The following is an 18,454-nucleotide window of genomic DNA, read 5'->3' on the forward strand; positions in this document are numbered from 1 at the left end:
AACGTACAGGTACCGGAGACACACGATGAACTGGCTGCAGAAAATCATGACGCCGAAGACCCGCGCACCCAGCGCGGCCGGTGGCAAGGGCAAGGTGCCGGAAGGCGTCTGGGAGAAGTGCGCGGGTTGCGGCACGGTGCTGTACAAGCCCGAGCTCGAGAAGTCGCTGATGGTCTGCCCGAAGTGCGGCCACCACCACGCGATCTCGGCGCGCGCGCGCCTGGCGGCCTTCTTCGACGAGGGCAGCACGACCGAGCTGTGGCCGAAGATGGAAGCGGTCGACGCTCTGAAGTTCAAGGACCAGAAGAAGTACAAGGACCGCGTGGCCGCCGCGCAGAAGAACACGGGCGAGAAGGACGCGCTGATCGCGATGTCCGGCCGCCTGCTCGAGCGCCCGGTCGTCGCGGTCGCGTTCGAATTCGCGTTCATGGGCGGCTCGATGGGTTCGGTGGTGGGCGAGAAGTTCGCCCGCGCCGCCGAAAAGGCGCTCGCCGAGAAGAGCGCGCTGGTGTGCTTTTCCGCCACTGGCGGCGCGCGCATGCAGGAAGGCCTGTTCTCGCTGATGCAGATGGCGAAGACGTCCGCCGCGCTGGCGCGCATGCGCGATGCCGGCATTCCGTACATCTCCGTCCTCACGCACCCGACCACGGGCGGCGTGTCGGCGAGCCTCGGCATGCTGGGCGACCTCAACGTCGCCGAGCCGAAGGCGCTGATCGGTTTCGCGGGTCCCCGCGTGATCGAGCAGACCGTGCGCGAGACGCTGCCGGAGGGTTTCCAGCGTTCCGAGTTCCTGGTCGAGCACGGCGCCGTCGACGTCATCGTCGACCGCCGCGAGATGCGCGACAAGCTCGGCGCCATGCTGGGCATCCTGCAGAAGGCCCAGCGCGCGGCGGCGTAATCGCCTCAGCCCCTCACCGTCACCCCGGCGAACGCCGGGGTCCACGGCCCCGGTCCGCGTTGTCACGAATGCGTCGGGGCGATCCACGCGCCAGAGCCGATGTGACGTTGGTCGCAACGGCCAACCGCATCGCGGTGGGTCCCGGCGTACGCCGGGACGACGGATGATGATGCGTTCAGACCAGCACGCGCTCCGCCCAGAGCGACAGCGTGCCGAGCCCGCCGCCGATCGCCGTGGCGGCGATCACGTCGCTGGGGTAGTGCAGCCCGAGCACGACGCGGGATGCGCCGATCAGCGCCGCGAATCCGATCAGGAACGGCGCGAGCACGGGATAGTGCGCCACGGCGACGACCGTGAACGCGACGGCCTGCAGCGTGTGGCCCGAGGGAAAGCTGAACTCGTCGAGCGGCGGGACGTGGGCGATGACGCCGGGACAGGTGCGGAAAGGGCGTGGGCGCCGCGTCCAGCGCTTGAGCACGCGGTAGAGCATGAGGGCGGTGAGGCCCGTCACGGCCATCTGCGCCGCGACGGCGACACCGTGCCAGCCGCCCACGACCGCGATGACGCTCATCAGCGCATACCAGAACACGCCATCGCCGAGCCGGCTGATGGCGCCGAAGAAAATGCCGATGGCGCGACGCGCGCCCCAGCGGTTGGCCGCGACGCACATGCGCCGGTCCAGGTTCGCCCTACGCGGCGACGGCGGTGCTGCGTTCATGGACGTGCTCCTCGGCCAGTGACTGCATGATCGATTCGAAGGCGGCGACGACCGACTCGGGCGAAAGGCTGGCGACCGAGGCGCGCGCGGCACGCCCCATCGCGGCGCGCACGGTGGCGTCGGCGCCGAGGGCGGCGGCGCGCTCGATCAGGCCACCTTCGTTGCCGGGCGCGACCCGGATGCCGTTCTGGCCGTTGCGGATGAATTCCCGCGCGGCCGCCTCGGCGTACGCGACCACCGGGACGCCGGAGGCCATGGCCTCGAGCACCACGTTGCCGAACGTCTCGGTGAGGCTCGGAAACACGAACAGATCGGAGCTGGCGTAGTACGCCGCGAGCTCGTCGCCGCAGCGCGTGCCGGCGAAGATGACATCCGGATGCGCGGCCTCCAGCGCGGCGCGGCCGGGGCCATCGCCCACGATGACGCACCGCGTGCCCGGCACCCGGCGGGCGAGGGCGCGGTATGCGTCGATGACGACGTGCAGGTTCTTCTCGGGCGCGACGCGGCCGACACTGAGGACGACCGGTGCGTCGTCCGTCACGCCCCAGGAGGCGCGCAGCGCGTCGTCGCGACGTTCCGGATGGAAACGCAGCGTATCGACCGCGCGGCGCAGCACGCGCACGTCGTGCACGCCGAGATCGTTGAGTTCGGCGGCGAGCTGGCCCGTCGGCACGAGCGTCGTCTGCGCCCGCCGGTGGAAACGCGCGAGGTAGTGCCGCACGAGTGGAGTCAGCGCGCCGAAGCCGTAGTGGCCGACGTAGAAATCGAACCGCGTGTGGAACCCCGTGGCGACCGGGATGCCCAGGCGGCGCGCGGCACTGACGGCGCTCCAGCCCAGGGGGCCTTCCGTGGCCACATAGATGGCATCCGGCCGGTCGGAACGCCAGCGGCGTTCGAGACGAAACCGTGCGGGCAGCCCGAAACGCAGGCCCGCATAGCGGGGCACCGACGCCCCGTCGACCGCCAGGACATCCATGCCCGCATCGGCCAGCGGCGTCGTCGCGGGGTGGATGGGGCGAACGAGGTCGACGCTGTGGCCGCGGCGGACGATGCCGCGGGCGAGGGACTGGACGGTCAGGGCGACACCGTTGACGTCCGGTGCGTAGGTTTCGGTGACGATGCCGATGCGCATGGCGGTGCCCCTCGTTGCCTGGCTTGGGGCATGGTGGGTGGAAGTCGTGTCGTCGGGATGATCGGCGTGTTACGCGGGAATGACAGGTGAGATGGGGGGGGGGGAGTTGGGAATTGGGGGCGCACTAACGAGCGCCCGAGGGGGCTGCAGCGTTTGGCGTGCCTCGAGGCGAGTGTCACGCCACCGGCCCCTTCGAGCGGCCGCCGTGAACAGCGCCCCCAATTCCCAACTCCCAACTCCCGAACTCAGCGCCCCCAATTCCCAACCCCCAACCCCCGAACTCAACGCCCCCGATTCCCAACTCCCAACTCCCGAACTCAACGCCCCCAATTCCCATCCCCCAACTCCAGACGACCAACTCCCGCCTACCCCCCGCCCACGCTAAACTCTCCAATTGCCCACAAACCCCAACCGCCCCCCATGACCGTCCGCACCCGTTTCGCCCCCAGTCCTACCGGCTACCTGCACATCGGCGGCGCGCGCACCGCGCTGTATTGCTGGCTGGAGGCGCGCCGTCGCGGCGGCGAGTTCGTGCTGCGCATCGAGGACACCGATCGCGAGCGTTCGACGCAGGAAGCCGTGCAGGCGATCCTGGACGGCATGTCGTGGCTGGGCCTCGCGCACGACGAAGGTCCGTACTACCAGACGCAGCGCATGGACCGTTACCGCGAAGTGGCCGACCAGCTGCTGCGCGAAGGGAAGGCGTACTACGCGTACGAGACCAAGGAAGAGATCGAGGAAATGCGCAACGCGGCCATGGCCGCGGGCGTGAAGCCGCGCTACAACGGATACTATCGCGACCGTGACGAGCCGCTGCGCGACGACCCGAACCGCGTCATCCGCTTCAAGAACCCGACCTCGGGTAGCGTGGTGTTCGACGACAAGGTCAAGGGGCGCATCGAGTGGTCGAACGAGGAGCTGGACGACCTCGTCATCTTCCGTTCCGACGGATTCCCGACCTACAACTTCGCCGTGGTGGTCGACGACATCGACATGGGCATCACCGAAGTGATCCGCGGCGACGACCACGTCAACAACACCCCGCGCCAGATCAACATCTACAAGGCGCTCGGCGCGCCGGTGCCCGAGTTCGCGCACCTGCCGATGATCCTCGGTCCCGATGGCCAGAAGCTGTCGAAGCGCCACGGCGCGGTGAGCGTGATGCAGTACCGCGACGACGGCTTCCTGCCGCACGCGCTGCTCAACTACCTCGTCCGCCTCGGCTGGTCGCACGGCGACCAGGAAATCTTCTCCGTCGCGCAGATGACCGAACTGTTCGACGTCGCCGACGTCAACAAGGCGGCGTCGCGCTTCGACGTCACCAAGCTCTCGTGGCTCAACCAGCATTACCTCAAGACCGACGCGCCCGAAACGCTCGGTCCCGAACTCGCCTGGCACCTGGCCAGGATCGGCATCGACGTCGCGCGGGGTCCGGATCCCGCGGATGTCGTGGTCGCGCTGCGCGATCGCGTGCAGACGTTCAAGGAAATGGCCGAGCGCGCGAAGATCTGGTACGGCCCGATCGTCGAGTGGGACGAGAAGGCGGTCGAGAAGCACCTGCGCGCGGAAACCGCGCCCGCCGCGCTGAACGCCGCGAAGAACGAACTCGCCGCGCTCGCGGCATGGACGCCCGAGGCGGTGCACGGCGCGGTCGAACGCGTCGCCGCGTCGCTGGAACTCGGCATGGGCAAGGTCGCCGCGCCGCTGCGCGTCGCCATGACGGGCACGCAGGTCTCCCCGTCGATCGAACACACCATCTACCTCGCCGGGCGCGAGGGCGCGATCGCGCGCATCGACGAGGCGCTGTCGCGGGCGCAGGGCTGATTTGTCCGGCACCCGCCCAAACCCTTGTAGGAGCGGCCTTGGCCGCGATGGGTGCTTGCCGCAAGCACCCATCGCGGCCAAGGCCGCTCCCACCCGACGGTAGGCGCCCATGGACGAACTCCTGGCCAGAGCCATGCAGGGCGTCGATCCGGATGCGCCGGACGCGTCGGTGCGGATCTTTATGAACCTGATGGCGATCGTCCCGTGGACGGAGCTCGTGCTCTGGCAGATCGCGTTCGTGGTGGTCGGCGCGCTGCTCGGCTACTGGCGCGGACGCGTGAAGGCCGGGGTGATCGGTTCGCTCGTGCTGGGGCCGATCGGCTGGATCTTCCCGTTCCTTCCGCGGCGCACGCCTCCACCGTTGCCGGGGTCGAAAAAGCGCTGAAAGGTCCTCATGTTAGGATGATGGACACGAGGATACCGATGTGACCACGCACGCCGCCCACCACCACGCTCACCAGCACCACGACGACGCCCGCGGCTTCGTCGAGGCGGTGGAGATTGCGTCGACCGAGCGCGGCCTGCGCCTCACGCCGTTGCGCCGCGAGGTGCTCGAACTCGTCGCCGGTGCGGGGAAGCCCGTAAAAGCTTACGACCTGCTCGATCGCCTCCGTGAGAAGCACGGCAACGCCGCGCCGCCCACGGTGTATCGCGCGCTCGATTTCCTCCTCGAGAACGGCTTCATCCACAAGCTGGAATCCATCAACGCGTACGTCTCGTGCCATCACCCGGCCGAGGCGCACCAGGTGCCGTTCCTCATCTGCGATACCTGCCAGTGCGCGCAGGAAGTCTGCGACGAACGCGTCGCCGAACTGATCGAGGCGCAGGCGAAAGCCCTCGGCTTCCGCCCGCAGGCCCAGACCCTCGAAGTGCACGGCATCTGCCGGAACTGCCTCGAGTCCTGACACCGCGGTGGTAGGAGCGCGCCCTGCGCGCGACATCTTTTCGCGACAGCGCCACAGGCCCTGTCAGTCTGTCGCGAAGAGCTGTCGCGGCCAGGTCCGCTCCTACAACCACTGAATCGTGGTCAGAAGAACGCGCGCAGACCCACCGAGACGTTCCGGCCCGGCAGCGGCGCGACATCCTTGAACAAGGACGTGGCCGGGCGCGCGGTCTGGTTGGTCAGGTTGTTGCCGTCCACGAAGGCTTCCCACTGGCTGCGTTCGTCATTGACGAAGGTCCAGGCGAAGTGCGCGTTGACGAGCGTGTAGCCGGCCGTGTCCGTCTCGAACGCGGCGATCCTGTCCTGCTTCATGTAACGCACGGCGCCGACGCTGGCGCGGAAGCCGTCGGTGTTCCAGCTCAGCGTGCCGCCGACGCGACCGGCGGGGATGCGCGGCACGTTGCCCGCGCCATCCGAGAGCGTGGCGCGCACGGTGTCGCCGAAGACGCGCAGGTCCCAGTGACCGGAAGGGCCCTTGGCGAGGTGGAAGGTCGCTTCGGCTTCGGCGCCGCGGAACGTCGCGTCGTTCTGCGACCAGATGCGCACCGGCAGGTCGTCCTCGATCTCGCCGGTGTCGGCGAGGTAGATGAAGTTCTTGTACCGGTTGTAGTACGCGGCGATCTTGCCCTCGACGAACTCGCCGTGGAAGTGCAGGCCGAGTTCCGCCTGGTTCGACTTTTCCTTCGTGAGGTCGCTGCCGATCTCGAACGTGTTCGAGGCCTCGTGCGGCCCGTTGGCGAAGAGTTCCTCTTCGGACGGCGCGCGTTCGGCATGATCGAGGTTCAGCGACAGATGCCACTGCTCCGCGAAACGCCAGGCGACACCGGCGGAGAAACTGTTCGGGCTGTAGTCGCGCTTCGGACCGTCGTCCGGATCGACGCTCTGCCTGTCGTGGCGCGCGCCGAGCTCGACCTTGAACGGGCCGAAGTCGCGCTGCTCGGTCAGGAACACGCCGACGCCGTTGGTCGTGGTGGCCGGAACGAAGGTCTCCTCGCCGACGGCCGCGAACTGGCGGTGCTGCGTCTGCACGCCGAACGCGCCTTCCCAACCGGCGAGCGGCTCGTGCGTGACGAGAAGGCGGCCCTGGTTGCTGTTCGTGGTGAAGGTGGTGCCCGGAACGTCGCCTTCGTATTCGACGTGCTGGTACGCGCCATGGCCGAGGCTGAAATCGATCTTCGCGATGCCGTCGAACGGCTTCACCAGGCCGCCCTTCAGGGTGTGGTTGGTCTGCGCCATCTTGATGTGGACCGGATCCTCGCCTTCGGCCGGATCGCCGGGTTCCGCAGGGCTGCCGTAGAGGTCGAGGAAGCGCGACACCGACAGACCGACGAAGCCCCACGAACCGAGCAGCGACGCGCCCACCGAGCCCGAGGTCGTCTTCACCGCGCTGTTCGCCAGCGTGCCCCCGGGAATGTCGTAGTCCTCGTTGTCGCGGTGCATGCCGTCCACGTGGATGGCGAACCGGTCGTTGCCCGCGTCGAGGCGGAGCAGGCCGGTCTTGCCATCCGAGACGGAATCGCCGCGCACTTCCGCGCGCCCGGCGAAGCCGTTGTCCGGGGCCTTTTCGGGAACGCGCCCGTCGACGACGTTGACGACGCCGCCGATCGCGCCCGAGCCGTAGAGCAGGGTGGCCGGACCCTTGAGCACCTCGATCTGGTCGGCGAGGAACGGCTCGAGGGTGACCGCGTGGTCCTGGCTGACGTTCGACACGTCCTGGGACGAGAGACCGTTCTCGAGCACCGCCACGCGCGGGCCGTCGAGGCCGCGGATCACGGGTCGGCCCACCGCGGTACCGAGCGCGGAACTCTGCACGCCGGGGATGGAGGACACCGTCTCGCCGAGCGACACGCCCTTGGCGTCGTCCAGGGCCGAGCCTGCCAGCACCGCCACGGGCGCCACGATCTGGTCGGCCTTCTGACCGCCCGGCACGGCATTGACCACGATGGCGTCGAGCTTGTCGACGTGCTTGCGGCTCTTGCCCTGGGCGTCGGTCGCCCCCACCGAGGGCGGGGTCCCGTCCTGGGCGGCGTCGTCCGCCATCACGGGCAGGGACGTGCCGAAACTCGCGGCCAGGGCCAGGGCGATAAGGGTTCTGCGCATCGGGTGGAGCTCCAGTTGGGTTTTGCAATGTTATAAAGTATCATCGCTTGCCTCGACCCGTGCAACTAGTCACGCTATGTCTTCCATGACCGACTCCGCCGCCGAATCCGAAGTACCGCGCCGCTGGTGGCACGCCGCCGACCGCCTGGGCGCGACGGCGTCCTTCCTGTGCGCCATCCACTGCGCCGCGCTGCCGTTCGTGATCGCGCTGCTGCCGCTCATCGGGCTTTCGTTCCTGGCCGACCACCGCTTCGAAGCCGGTTTCGTCGGTTTCGCCTGCGTGCTGGCCAGCGTCGCGCTCGTCTCCGGCTTCCGGCGTCACCGCCGCCGCCTGCCGTTGCTGCTCGCGGTCCCGGGGCTGCTCCTGCTGATCCTCGGCGTGACGTTCCTGCACGGTGGCTCGCTGTTTCTGCACAGCGTCCTCGTCACGTGCGGCGGTTTCCTCGTCGCCGCGGCGCACTTCGTCAACCTGCGCGTCGACCGCGGCGAGCACGCTGGACACATCCACGGGCCGTCCTGCGCGCACCCGTGATTGTGTAACCGCGTCGCTCGCGCCTAGCCTTCCTTCCCATGGCACACGACCACTCCCATTCGCACGGGCACGCGCACGCCCACGATCACGACCACAGCCACGTCGAGGGCGGCAGCGAGCGCAAGCTGCTGTTCGCTTTCGTGCTCACGCTGCTCATGCTGGTCGCCGAGGCGGCCGGCGGCATCGTGTCCGGATCGCTGGCGCTGCTGGCCGACGCCGGCCACATGCTGGTCGACGCGCTCGCGCTTCTGCTCGCGTTCCTGGGGGCGCGTTTCGCCGCGCGTCCGGCCGACTCGCGGCGCACCTATGGCTACGGCCGCATCGAAGTCCTCGCGGGCTTCGTCAACGCGCTCACCCAGTTCGCGCTGGTGGCCTTCATCGTCTACGAGGCGGTGCAGCGCCTGTTCCATCCGGAGCCGATCCTCTCGGGCGTGATGCTCGTCGTCGCCGTGCTCGGCCTCGTCGCCAACGTCGTGGTGCTGCGCACGCTGCACGGCCACGATCCCGACGACGTGAACATGGCCGGCGCGAGCCAGCACGTGCTGGGCGACCTGCTCGGGTCGGTCGCGGCCGTGCTCGCGGCGCTCGCCGTGCGCTGGCTCGACTGGAACTGGGCCGACCCCGTGCTGTCGATCCTCGTGTCGCTGCTGATCCTGCGCAGCGCCTGGTCGCTCGTCCGCCGCTCGGGCCACATCCTGCTCGAAGGTACGCCCGAGGGCGTCAACCTCGGGGACGTGCAGCGCGAGCTTCACGCCGTCGACGCGATCATCGTGGACATCCACCACGTGCACGTGTGGCAGGTCACCGCCGGCTCGCGCATGGCCACGCTGCACGCCGAGCTCGCGCCCGGCGCGGAGCAGGCGGATCAGGCGCGCGTCCTGACGGCGATCAAGACGTTGCTCAGCGATCGCTGGCGCGTCGATCACGCCACCGTCCAGTTCGATCCGGGCCCGTGCCCCGACGAACTCGAAGGCTGCGGCAAGGCGGGCCCGCACGCGCACTGAGCGGCTCCCCTTGCGCTTTGCGCGGCCGCTGATACGATGTCCGGCCGTTCCTCTTCATCATTACGAATCAAGGAGTTTCCCATGGGCAAGGGCGACCGCCGCACCCGTCGCGGCAAGATCTACCGTTCCAGCTATGGCAAGGCCCGTCCGCACGTGGACGTCGTCTCCGGCGCCGCCGTCGCGAAGCCGGCCGCCGCCAAGCCCGCCGCCGCCAAGAAGGCCGCGCCGCGCAAGAAGGCCTGAGCCTTCGCCACGCGTGAAAAGAATCCCGCCTCGGCGGGATTTTTTTTGCTCAGAGCTCCAGCCGGTCCGCGAATTCGAACGTTCCGTCCGCCGGCGCGGCGATCACGTTCTGCTGGACCATGCCCGGAAAGACGTTGGTGTCGTTGCCTGCGTGGTTGTCGACGTTGAACAGATAGGGCACGTGCGACCAGACGCGGTAGCCCAGCGCCTTGAGCGCGTCCACCTCGGCACGCGCTTCGTCCATGCCCGTCAGGCGCGCGTAGACCAGCGGACGATGGGTGCGGATCGTGTCGCCCGCACCGGCCAGCAGGTCGACCAGCGCGTGCGACTGGTTGACCTTCAGCAGATGCAGGGCGTCGAGGCGCAGGCTGTCGACGGTGGCCAGGCGGACTTTCTCGTCGCCGGCGCGCGTGCCCGGCAGCACCGACGCGAGCGACACCTGGCCCTTGCCCTTGCCGAGCCAGACGGGATGGGTGAAGACGTTGTCCAGTCCATTGATCGCGACGTTCGCGCAGGCCTGCTGAAAGCGGATGCGGCGCGGTTCGGCCACGTGGACCTGGCCGGCCGGTCCCACCGCCTGCGCCATCCAGAGGGCGTGGGCGGCGTAGTCGCCGCCGAATTCGAGCACGGTGTGCCCTTCGTCGACGAGGCCGCTGAGCAGCGTGGTTTCCTGTTCGGCCCACTCGCCGTAGAGCTGCAGCGAGCGGGCCGCCGCCGTCTCGGTAGCGACGGGCGTGGCGATCCCGTAACGGGTGGTCCAGAAGGGTTGGCGGGCATCGCCCGTGGGGCTTGCGGTGATCATGGCGGGTCGGTTTCCGTGGGGGAGGGAAGGCTTTCGTAGAGACGCTGGATGGCGCGACGTCGCGCGAGCGCGGCGCTTCGCCACGCGGGGGATGCCTCGGCGAGGAAGGCATGCACCAGCGCGTGCGTGCACGCGTTCTCGGCGGCGGGTGCGGGCAGCAGCGCCGCGCGTCGCTCCGCGGCGGTCGCGAGGAGCAGGGCCGTTTCCGCATCGGGCTGGCATCGGTAGGCCTCGTCGAGCAGGCGTTGCGCCTCGTCGAGTCGCGCCAGGCGCGCATCGGTCCGGCACAGGGCGGCACGATGGAGCAGGATCTCGCCACGGCGTCGGCGCGCGCGGTCGCCGCCTTCGCCGCCCTCGCTGGCCAATGCGTCACAGGCGGTGTCGGCCTCGTCGAGCCGCGCGCTGGCGGCGGCTCCCAGCGACCACGACGCCCACGCGAGCAGTACGTCGATGCGCGCGTCGATGAGAAGCGGATCGACGGCGCCGGCGAGCCCTGCGGCGAGTTCACGGATCGCGAAGAGGCGGGTCGCACCGCTCAGGCGCTCGATGTTCGCGAGATGCAGCCGGACCAGAAGGGCTTCGGCGTGCGGGCGATCGGTTTCCGCCATCGACGCCTTTACGCGTGCCACGTCGGCCACGATGTCGGTCATCTGTCGCGCCGCGTCGCGTGGTGGTAGTTCGAGGGCGAGCGCGGCGTCGATTGCGGGGGCGAGCCAGCGGGCGAGGTGCTCGTCGTCACCACTGTCGTCGAGGTGGTCGGCGATGAGGTCGCGCCACGCACGCAAGGCCTCGGATGACGCGTCGGCGAGTCTCAGGCGCGGGTACGTCGGGTCGCCGACCAGGAACGGGCCGGCGTCGCCCGCCGCGTTCGCCAGCGCCGTGTGCAGCGTCGGGTACGTCGTCTCGGGTACGGAGCGTCTGTCGTCATGCGGCGGGACGAGCAGATCGACGGCCGGCGCCACCATGTGCAGGCCGGGCGCTTCGTAGCGTGACGGCTGGTAAATCCAGGTCGGTGACGGCGTGGATATCGGGGCCGTGTCGGTCGGCGGCGGCGCGGACGGTTCGCCCGGGGCCTGCTCCGGCGCATCGTCGGCTGGGTCGACGAAGAACGCGGCGATGCTCGGGGCCGGCGACGCGACCGGACGTCGCCGACGACGAACGAGAACGAAGGCGAGCGCTCCGATACCACCGCCACCGGCCAGCAACGCCCACGGCGACCATCGCCAGCGCGGGGCCCATTCGTGGTCGGGAGTCTCCCGGGATGCGGCTGTGGTGACGGCGGCGGAGGGCGCGGGCGCCGGCGGCGCCGACGTCGCGGACGCGACCTGGCCGAAACCCTCCATCGCATCGAGCATGCGGTTGACGTCGCGCATCTGCCGCGCGCGGCGTGCGTGCTCGGCCTCGTGATCGACCGCGTCCGTGCAGGCCGCGACCGTCATCGCCAGGAATCCGGCGATCGCCACGGGGATGCGGCGGATGTGGCGCCGGTCGGGGCGCGGCGATGGGTCCTTCAACGATCTTCCTCCGGCCGCGCGATGGCCTTGCGCGGACGTTCCATGGTCGGACGGCGCCAGAGGCGACGTCCGACCATGTTATGCGGCGGAGCCCGACGGGATCGATGGAAGTTTTCTGAAAAAAGTGCCGGATTTGACTCAGGTCGCGACGCGCTCGCCCGCGATCCAGAGGTCCCGAAGCAGCGACCCGCCGATCCAGTAGCAGAGTTCCGGGAGGTGCTTCACGTTCCACACCGCGATGTCGGCACGCTTGCCCGGCGCGAGGACGCCGCGATCGTCGAGGCCGAGGGCGCGGGCGGCGTTGACCGTCGTGCCACGGAGGGCCTCCTCGGGCGTGAGGCGGAACAGGGTGCAGGCCATGTTCATCGCCAGGCGCAGCGACAGCAGCGGCGAGGTGCCCGGGTTGAGATCCGTCGCCACGGCCATCGCCACGCCGTGGTCGCGGAACGCGCCCACTGGCGGCGGACGCGTGTCGCGCAGCGCGTAATAGGCCCCGGGTAACAGCACCGCCACGGTGCCGGCCGCGGCCATGGCGCGCACGCCGTCGTCGCTCGTCCATTCGAGGTGGTCGGCGGAGAGTCCGTTGTATCGGGCCACGAGCGCCGCGCCGCCCAGGTCGGACAGCTGCTCCGCGTGGAGCTTGACCGGCAGGCCCAGCGCGGTCGCCTTCTCGAACAGGCGCTGCGTCTCGGCGTGCGTGAAGCCGATGCCTTCGCAGAAGGCGTCGACCGCGTCGACCAGTTCCTCGTCCGCGAGCGACGGCAGCATGATGTCGCAGACCAGCGCGACGTACTCGTCGCGTCGTCCGGCGTATTCCGGCGGAAGCGCGTGCAGGCCGAGGAACGTGGTGCGCACGTCGACGCCGAGCACCTCGCCGATCCGCCGTGCCACCCGCAGCATGCGGCGCTCGGCGTCTGGCTCGAGTCCGTAGCCGGACTTGATCTCCAGCGTCGTGACGCCGTCGGCCAGCAGCGCGCGTGCGCGGGGTAGCGACTGGCGCAGCAGCTCGTCCTCGTTCGCGGCGCGGGTCGCGCGCACGCTGGAAACGATGCCGCCGCCCGCGAGGGCGATCTCCTCGTACGTGGCGCCCTCCAGGCGCCGCTCGAACTCCGTCGCGCGGTCGCCGCCGAAGACCAGGTGCGTGTGGCAGTCGATGAGGCCCGGCGTCACCCATGTACCGGGAAGCGATTCGACATGACGCGCGAGCGCATGCGTATCGCCGGGCAGGGCCGACATCGGCCCGGCGAAGGCGATGCGGTCGTCACGCCAGCCGATGGCGGCGCCTTCGATGGCGCCGCAGGGCGCGCCGTCGTCGCGCATCGTCGCCAGGCTCACGTCGACGAGCAGGTGGTCCCAGCGCGTGTCGTCCGTCATGGCTGGCCTTCGCTGGCGACGCCGCGCGCCCAGCGCACCTCGTAGAGGTCGTAGCGACGGTCCTTGAGGTTCTGCACCGCGCCGGAGTTGCGCGCGCGGGCGAGGTTCTCGAGGCGCAGGTCGGCGAACAGTACGGTTTCGATGTTCGGCGTGGAATCCGCCGCGATGCCGTCGCGCGCGAAGGGGAAGTCGCTGGGCGTCAGGATGCAGCTCTGGCCGTACTGGATGTCGAAGTTGTTGACGCCCGGCAGGTTGCCCACGTTGCCCGACAGCACGACGTAGCACTGGTTTTCGATCGCGCGCGCCTGCGAGCAGTAACGCACGCGCAGGTAGCCTTCGCGCACATCGGTGCAGAAGGGTACGAAGAGGATCAGCGCGCCCTGGTCCGTGAGGTGACGTGCCACCTCGGGGAACTCCGAGTCATAGCAGATCATCACGCCGATCGGGCCGCAGTCGGTGGGGATGGTCGCCGCGGCGTCGCCACCCGTGATGTTCCAGACGTTGCGCTCGCTCGGCGTCGGATGCAGCTTCTCGCGCTCGTGGATCGACCCGTCGCGCAGGCAGACGTAGCAGACGTTGTGGATGTCGCCGTTCGGCTGGCGCGTGGGATGCGAGCCGCCGATGATGTTGATGTTGTAGTGCACGGCCAGACGGTGGAAGAGCGCCTTGACCTCGTCGGTGTACTCCGAGAGCCGACGGATGGAGTCCACCGGCGACAGTTCGGCGTTCTCGATGGACAGCAGCTGCAGCGTGATCAGTTCGGGAAACGCGACGAAGTCGGCGTCGTAATCCGCCGCGATGTCGACGAAGTACTCGACCTGCTTCGCGAATTCGTCGAACGATCCGATGCGTCGCTGCTGGTACTGCACCGAGGCCACGCGCACGGAATCCGGCAGCCGGTGGCTCTGCGAGACGCGCGGCACATCGGGCTGGTCGTGTCGCTGCGGGTTGCGCCAGACCAGCAGCGCCGCATAGCCGAGCGATTCGTGATCGGACGGCACGTACTCGCGCAGCAGGCCGACCATCTCGAAGCCGTTGCGCAGCTGGAAGCTCAGCGTCGGATCGCGGCGGCTGCCGTCCACCACGGCCTGCGCGTACGCCTCCGCGCTGCCGTAGCGGCCGATCGCGCGCGCCAGGCCCGGCATGCGGCCGCCGAACACGATGCCGCGGAGCTTCAGATCGGTGCAGAGCCGCTTGCGTGCCTGGTAGAGCCGCTGCCCGATGCGCATGCCCCGGTAGTCGGGATGGACCACGACCTCCATGCCGTAGAGCCAGTCGCCCTTGGGATCGTGGCGCGAGGCGAAGCCGCCGCCCGTGATCTGCATCCAGGTGTGCGGCGCCAGCGCCAGGGATTCGCCGATGCGGAAAGTGGCGCAGAAGCCGACGATCCGCCCTTCGTATTCGACGACGAACTGGCCTTCGGGAAAGTGCGTCTGCTGGCCCTGCAGCATTTCCGCGGAGTGGCCCCATTCGGGCGTGTAGACCCGCGCCGTGAGGGCGACCAGCTCGGGAACGTCGACGGGCCGCGCCTGGCGCAGCAGGAGTTTGGGCGGGTGCGTGTTCGGGGATTCGGTCATGCCCCGATTATGCGCGGTACCATGCGACGAATTCATCGACGGATCGCACCCATGCCGCACGCCGCCTTCAACGCCGACTTCTTCTGGCAGGACGGTGCCTGGCGGGCCGGGGAAGCCGCGCTCGGGGTGACCGCCGGGCGCTTCGCCACGACGACGCGGGGCGAACGCATCGGCCGCTTCGTGCTTCCGGGCATGCCGAACCTGCATTCGCACGCGTTCCAGCGGGCGATGGCCGGCCTGGCCGAACGCCGCGGTCCGGGCGAGGACAGCTTCTGGACCTGGCGCGAGACCATGTACGCCTTCGCCGAGGCCGTGGACCCCGACGACCTGAAGGCCATCGCCACGCAGCTCTACGTCGAGATGGTCAAGGCGGGTTATACGCAGGTCTGCGAGTTCCATTACCTGCATCATGGCCCGCGCGGCGTGCCGTACGCCGATCCCGCGACGATGTCGCTGGCGCTGATCGAGGCCGCGAAGGAGGCGGGTATCGGCCTGACGCTGCTCCCGGTGCTCTACATGACGGGCGGGTTCGACGGCCGCCCCCTGACGGAGCGGCAACAGCGCTTCCGTCACGACGTGGGCGGATTCGTCCGGCTGCTGGAGCGGCTGGCGCCGTTACAGGACGACATGTTCACCCTCGGCATCGCGCTGCATTCGCTGCGCGCGGTGCCCGAGGACGCGATGCGCGCGTTGCTGGCCACGGGCATCGCGAAGGATCTTCCGGTGCACATCCACATCGCCGAGCAGATCGGCGAGGTGCAGGACTGCCTCTCGGTCCGCGGCGCCCGGCCGGTGGAATGGCTGCTCGACCACGCGGACGTCGACGCGCGCTGGACGCTCGTCCATGCCACGCACCTGACCGCGCACGAGACGGACCGGCTGGCGAAGAGCGGCGCGGTGGCGGGCCTTTGCCCGACCACGGAAGCGAATCTCGGCGACGGCCTGTTCCCGCTGGCGCCGTTCATCGACGCGGGCGGCACGTTCGGCGTCGGTTCGGACTCGCACATCTCGGTATCGCCCGTCGAAGAGCTGCGCTGGCTCGAATACGGGCAGCGCCTCGTCACGCGCCATCGCAACGTCGCGGCCCGCGTGCCCGAGGAAAGCGTCGGTACAGCGCTATGGCAACGTGCGCTCGACGGCGGCACGCGCGCGGCGGGGGCGGACATCGGTCGCCTGCTCGAGGGGGCGCGCGCCGACCTGCTCGTGCTCGACGACGCGTCGCCGCTGCTGGCGGCACGCGACGAAGCCGACGTGATCGACAGCTTCCTCTTCGCGGGCAACACGCCGCTGGTGCGCGACGTGATGGTCGGCGGGCAGTGGCGCGTTCGCGACTTCGCGCACGCCGGGGAGGAGGCGATCGCCCGGGCTTATCGTGGCGTGGTGGAGAAGCTGGCCGCCGCGTGAGCCGCGGGCCCCGACGGACACTTCGGCTTGCCGTAGAGACCCTCGGCCGACGGCTCGTTTCGCTTCGCGGCCTCGGCGGACGCGTAGATCGACACGCCCAGATCGCAACGGTTGGGACGGAGCGTCAGGCGCACGGTATCCATGCGCGTCCGCGCGACGTCGTCGAGCGAGCAGGTGGTGCCCGGCGCGAGGCGCAGCGTGACGCTGTCGCCGTGGCCGTCGCTGGCGAGCACCTCGAAGCGCGCGTCCGCGCAGCCTTTCCAGCTCAGCGTGTCCTTGCCGATGCTCAGCGTGCGCAGGCCGAGAAAGGCGTTGCTGTACGGGTCCCAGTCGCCGGCGAGCCAGTCGGGCGTGGCGGGCGTGGAGGAAAGGAGGGCGAGGGCGAGCAGGGTGTTCATGCCCGCGATGATAGACGTCCTTCGGTTAACGGGTGCTTGCGCGAGGGTCCCGATCGTGTTCTAGTCGATCCATGATCCGCATCGCCGCCAATAACGCCAATACCAATAATGCCCGGAACTTCGGGAGGGTCGGCGTGTAGGCGGTTGCAAGCGAAACCACCGGAATACACGAAAGGCCCGCCCTCACAGGCGGGCCTTTTTCTTTGCGCGTTTCACCCTTCGGGAGCCACGATCATGTGTTCGATCTTCGGAATGTTCGGTGTGACGGCGGGCGACGATCTCGTCGCCCTGCGTCGCCAGGCCATGGAACTGTCGCAGCGCCAGCGCCACCGCGGGCCCGACTGGAGCGGTGTCTACGTCGACCAGGGCGCGATCCTCGTCCACGAGCGCCTCGCCATCGTCGATCCGGCGAGCGGCGCGCAGCCGTTGCGCTCGGTCGACGGCGAGCTGGCGCTGGCGGTGAACGGCGAGATCTACAACCATCGCGAGCTGCGCGCCGCCAGCGGCTACGCCTTCACCACCGGGTCCGACTGCGAGGTGATCAACGCGCTGTATCGCGAGGAAGGCTCAGGATTCCTGGGCCGGCTCAACGGCATCTTCGCCTTCGCGCTGTGGGACGCGAAGCGGCGCCGGTACCTGATCGCGCGCGACGCGCTCGGCGTGTGTCCGCTGTACTGGGGCCACGATCGCGAAGGGCGCCTCTGCGTCGCCTCCGAGATGAAGTCGCTGGTCGGCGTCTGCGCCGACGTCGCACCCTTCCCGCCGGGGCACGTCTACGACAGCGAGCGCGGCGAGGCTGTGCCGTACTGGACGCCGGCATGGCGCGACTACGACGTCACGCAGGGCACAGCCATCGAGCCGGCCGCATTGCGCGCCGCGTTCGAGGCGGCGGTCCACCGGCAGATGATGACGGACGTCCCGTATGGCGTGCTGCTTTCCGGCGGCCTGGATTCCTCGCTGGTCGCCGCGGTGGCCGCGAGCTTCGCGCGCAAGCGCATCGAGGACGACGACCGCGACGAGGCGTGGTGGCCACGGCTGCATTCGTTCGCGATCGGCCTCGAAGGTTCGCCGGACCTGAAGGCGGCGGAGGTCGCGGCCGAAGCGCTGGGCACCGTGCACCACGGGTTCCGCTACACGTTCGAGGAAGGCCTCGACGCGCTGCCGGAAGTGATCCGCCACATCGAGACCTACGACGTCACGACGATCCGCGCCTCCACGCCGATGTTCCTGCTCGCGCGGCGCATCAAGGCGATGGGCGTGAAGATGGTTCTTTCCGGCGAGGGTTCCGACGAGGTGTTCGGCGGTTACCTGTACTTCCACAAGGCGCCGTCGGCTCGGGCGTTCCACGAGGAGACGATCCGCAAGCTGGACGCCCTGCATTACTACGACTGCCTGCGCGCCAACAAATCGATGTCGGCCTGGGGCGTCGAGGCCCGCGTGCCGTTCCTGGACGTCGAATTCCTGGACACCGCGATGGCCTTCGACGCCGAGGCGAAGATGGTGTCCCGCAAGGGGATCGAGAAGGGGATCCTCCGCGAGGCGTTCGAGGGTGTGCTGCCCGACGAGATCCTCTGGCGGCAGAAGGAGCAGTTCAGCGACGGCGTCGGCTACGGCTGGATCGACGGGCTCAAGGCCCACGCCGAGGCCATGGTCTCCGACCGGGAATTCGCCGCCGCGGCCTCGCGGTTCCCGCTGAACACCCCCGCCACCAAGGAGGCGTTCTTCTACCGGACGATCTTCGAGACGCATTTCCCGGGCGAGGCCTGCGCCGCGACGGTCCCGGGCGGCAAGTCGATCGCCTGCTCCTCGCCGGCCGCGCTGGCGTGGGATCCCGCGTTCGCCGCGGCTGCCGACCCGTCGGGGCGGGCCATTCGGGGAGTGCACCGCGAGGCATTGCCGGCCTGACGGCCGGATCGCCGATACGATCGGCTCCCACCGCCGCCAGTGCGGCGAAAGCACCTGCTACCGAAGGGGTGGGAGCCGATCGCATC

The 18,454-nt window shown here is 69.3% G+C and carries 17 protein-coding genes; 9 read left to right on the plus strand and 8 right to left on the minus strand.

Annotated elements, in window-relative coordinates:
• Positions 1-25 precede the first annotated feature (25 nt).
• Positions 26-898, plus strand: a complete 873-nt coding sequence (accD, locus tag BMW54_RS02875) for an acetyl-CoA carboxylase, carboxyltransferase subunit beta (protein WP_090052841.1) — start codon at positions 26-28, stop codon at positions 896-898.
• A gap of 175 nt (positions 899-1,073) precedes the next feature.
• Here the strand turns inward: accD and BMW54_RS02880 are convergent, their stop codons facing one another.
• Both BMW54_RS02880 and BMW54_RS02885 read right to left on the minus strand, forming a co-directional pair.
• A complete protein-coding gene (locus BMW54_RS02880; RefSeq protein WP_090052843.1) occupies positions 1,074-1,616 on the minus strand; it encodes a phosphatase PAP2 family protein in 543 nt (180 codons plus the stop codon).
• Entirely contained in the window at positions 1,588-2,748 is a 1,161-nt protein-coding gene (locus BMW54_RS02885) for a glycosyltransferase family 4 protein (RefSeq protein WP_090052844.1), read from the minus strand. Before BMW54_RS02885 ends, BMW54_RS02880 begins: the two co-directional genes overlap by 29 nt.
• Before the next feature lie 420 nt (positions 2,749-3,168).
• On the opposite strand from BMW54_RS02885, the gene gltX reads away from it, so the two are divergent.
• From gltX to BMW54_RS02900, 3 genes are all read left to right on the plus strand, one after another.
• The gene (gene gltX / locus BMW54_RS02890) at positions 3,169-4,572 is read left to right on the plus strand and encodes a glutamate--tRNA ligase (protein WP_090052846.1); all 1,404 of its coding nucleotides are present in this window, start codon (positions 3,169-3,171) and stop codon (positions 4,570-4,572) included.
• 109 nt (positions 4,573-4,681) lie between these two features.
• Complete coding sequence (locus tag BMW54_RS02895; RefSeq protein ID WP_090052847.1) at positions 4,682-4,957, plus strand: hypothetical protein; 276 nt, start codon at positions 4,682-4,684, stop codon at positions 4,955-4,957.
• A gap of 40 nt (positions 4,958-4,997) precedes the next feature.
• A complete protein-coding gene (locus BMW54_RS02900) occupies positions 4,998-5,477 on the plus strand; it encodes a transcriptional repressor (RefSeq protein WP_090052849.1) in 480 nt (159 codons plus the stop codon).
• 122 nt (positions 5,478-5,599) lie between these two features.
• Here the strand turns inward: BMW54_RS02900 and BMW54_RS02905 are convergent, their stop codons facing one another.
• The gene (locus BMW54_RS02905; protein WP_090052850.1) at positions 5,600-7,615 is read right to left on the minus strand and encodes a TonB-dependent receptor domain-containing protein; all 2,016 of its coding nucleotides are present in this window, start codon (positions 7,613-7,615) and stop codon (positions 5,600-5,602) included.
• Positions 7,616-7,700: 85 nt separating this feature from the next.
• Between BMW54_RS02905 and BMW54_RS02910 the strand changes: the two genes are divergently transcribed.
• The 3 genes from BMW54_RS02910 (at position 7,701) to BMW54_RS19145 (ending at position 9,394) form a co-directional block, all read left to right on the plus strand.
• Positions 7,701-8,147, plus strand: coding sequence for a MerC domain-containing protein (locus BMW54_RS02910; RefSeq protein WP_090052851.1), 447 nt, complete (start codon positions 7,701-7,703; stop codon positions 8,145-8,147).
• 38 nt (positions 8,148-8,185) lie between these two features.
• Positions 8,186-9,151 carry a cation diffusion facilitator family transporter gene (locus tag BMW54_RS02915; RefSeq protein ID WP_090052853.1) on the plus strand — a complete coding sequence of 322 codons (966 nt, stop codon included), beginning with the start codon at positions 8,186-8,188 and terminating at the stop codon, positions 9,149-9,151.
• 81 nt (positions 9,152-9,232) lie between these two features.
• On the plus strand, positions 9,233-9,394 hold the full coding sequence (locus BMW54_RS19145; RefSeq protein WP_090052854.1) for a 30S ribosomal protein THX: 162 nt from the start codon (positions 9,233-9,235) through the stop codon (positions 9,392-9,394).
• Between the two features lie 49 nt (positions 9,395-9,443).
• Here BMW54_RS19145 and BMW54_RS02925 read toward each other — a convergent pair whose 3' ends face one another.
• From BMW54_RS02925 to BMW54_RS02940, 4 genes are all read right to left on the minus strand, one after another.
• A complete protein-coding gene (locus BMW54_RS02925) occupies positions 9,444-10,196 on the minus strand; it encodes a class I SAM-dependent methyltransferase (RefSeq protein WP_090052856.1) in 753 nt (250 codons plus the stop codon).
• On the minus strand, positions 10,193-11,710 hold the full coding sequence (locus BMW54_RS02930; RefSeq protein ID WP_090052857.1) for a hypothetical protein: 1,518 nt from the start codon (positions 11,708-11,710) through the stop codon (positions 10,193-10,195). The genes BMW54_RS02925 and BMW54_RS02930 overlap by 4 nt, the downstream gene beginning before the upstream one ends.
• A gap of 138 nt (positions 11,711-11,848) precedes the next feature.
• Positions 11,849-13,084: an imidazolonepropionase gene (hutI, locus tag BMW54_RS02935; protein WP_090052859.1), complete on the minus strand. Its 1,236-nt coding sequence runs from the start codon at positions 13,082-13,084 to the stop codon at positions 11,849-11,851.
• Positions 13,081-14,661 (minus strand): GNAT family N-acetyltransferase, encoded by a 1,581-nt coding sequence (locus BMW54_RS02940; protein WP_090055631.1) that lies wholly within the window; start codon positions 14,659-14,661, stop codon positions 13,081-13,083. Before BMW54_RS02940 ends, hutI begins: the two co-directional genes overlap by 4 nt.
• A gap of 51 nt (positions 14,662-14,712) precedes the next feature.
• Between BMW54_RS02940 and BMW54_RS02945 the strand changes: the two genes are divergently transcribed.
• Positions 14,713-16,065, plus strand: coding sequence for a formimidoylglutamate deiminase (locus BMW54_RS02945; RefSeq protein WP_090052861.1), 1,353 nt, complete (start codon positions 14,713-14,715; stop codon positions 16,063-16,065).
• On the opposite strand, the gene BMW54_RS02950 is transcribed toward BMW54_RS02945, so the two are convergent.
• A complete protein-coding gene (locus BMW54_RS02950) occupies positions 16,029-16,463 on the minus strand; it encodes a hypothetical protein (RefSeq protein ID WP_090052862.1) in 435 nt (144 codons plus the stop codon). The genes BMW54_RS02945 and BMW54_RS02950 overlap by 37 nt on opposite strands.
• Positions 16,464-16,697: 234 nt before the next feature.
• Between BMW54_RS02950 and asnB the strand changes: the two genes are divergently transcribed.
• Positions 16,698-18,368: an asparagine synthase B gene (asnB, locus tag BMW54_RS02955; RefSeq protein ID WP_090052864.1), complete on the plus strand. Its 1,671-nt coding sequence runs from the start codon at positions 16,698-16,700 to the stop codon at positions 18,366-18,368.
• Positions 18,369-18,454: the final 86 nt, after the last annotated feature.

Source organism: Luteibacter sp. 329MFSha, from assembly GCF_900111665.1.
Lineage (GTDB): Bacteria > Pseudomonadota > Gammaproteobacteria > Xanthomonadales > Rhodanobacteraceae > Luteibacter.

Bases quoted from the DNA above. Each gene is read 5' to 3' on its own strand.
- accD (WP_090052841.1), top strand. From the start codon at position 26: ATGAACTGGCTGCAGAAAATCATGACGCCGAAGACCCGCGCACCCAGC.
- BMW54_RS02880 (WP_090052843.1), bottom strand. From the start codon at position 1,616: ATGAACGCAGCACCGCCGTCGCCGCGTAGGGCGAACCTGGACCGGCGC.
- BMW54_RS02885 (WP_090052844.1), bottom strand. From the start codon at position 2,748: ATGCGCATCGGCATCGTCACCGAAACCTACGCACCGGACGTCAACGGT.
- gltX (WP_090052846.1), top strand. From the start codon at position 3,169: ATGACCGTCCGCACCCGTTTCGCCCCCAGTCCTACCGGCTACCTGCAC.
- BMW54_RS02895 (WP_090052847.1), top strand. From the start codon at position 4,682: ATGGACGAACTCCTGGCCAGAGCCATGCAGGGCGTCGATCCGGATGCG.
- BMW54_RS02905 (WP_090052850.1), bottom strand. From the start codon at position 7,615: ATGCGCAGAACCCTTATCGCCCTGGCCCTGGCCGCGAGTTTCGGCACG.
- BMW54_RS02910 (WP_090052851.1), top strand. From the start codon at position 7,701: ATGACCGACTCCGCCGCCGAATCCGAAGTACCGCGCCGCTGGTGGCAC.
- BMW54_RS02915 (WP_090052853.1), top strand. From the start codon at position 8,186: ATGGCACACGACCACTCCCATTCGCACGGGCACGCGCACGCCCACGAT.
- BMW54_RS19145 (WP_090052854.1), top strand. From the start codon at position 9,233: ATGGGCAAGGGCGACCGCCGCACCCGTCGCGGCAAGATCTACCGTTCC.
- BMW54_RS02925 (WP_090052856.1), bottom strand. From the start codon at position 10,196: ATGATCACCGCAAGCCCCACGGGCGATGCCCGCCAACCCTTCTGGACC.
- hutI (WP_090052859.1), bottom strand. From the start codon at position 13,084: ATGACGGACGACACGCGCTGGGACCACCTGCTCGTCGACGTGAGCCTG.
- BMW54_RS02940 (WP_090055631.1), bottom strand. From the start codon at position 14,661: ATGACCGAATCCCCGAACACGCACCCGCCCAAACTCCTGCTGCGCCAG.
- BMW54_RS02945 (WP_090052861.1), top strand. From the start codon at position 14,713: ATGCCGCACGCCGCCTTCAACGCCGACTTCTTCTGGCAGGACGGTGCC.
- BMW54_RS02950 (WP_090052862.1), bottom strand. From the start codon at position 16,463: ATGAACACCCTGCTCGCCCTCGCCCTCCTTTCCTCCACGCCCGCCACG.
- asnB (WP_090052864.1), top strand. From the start codon at position 16,698: ATGTGTTCGATCTTCGGAATGTTCGGTGTGACGGCGGGCGACGATCTC.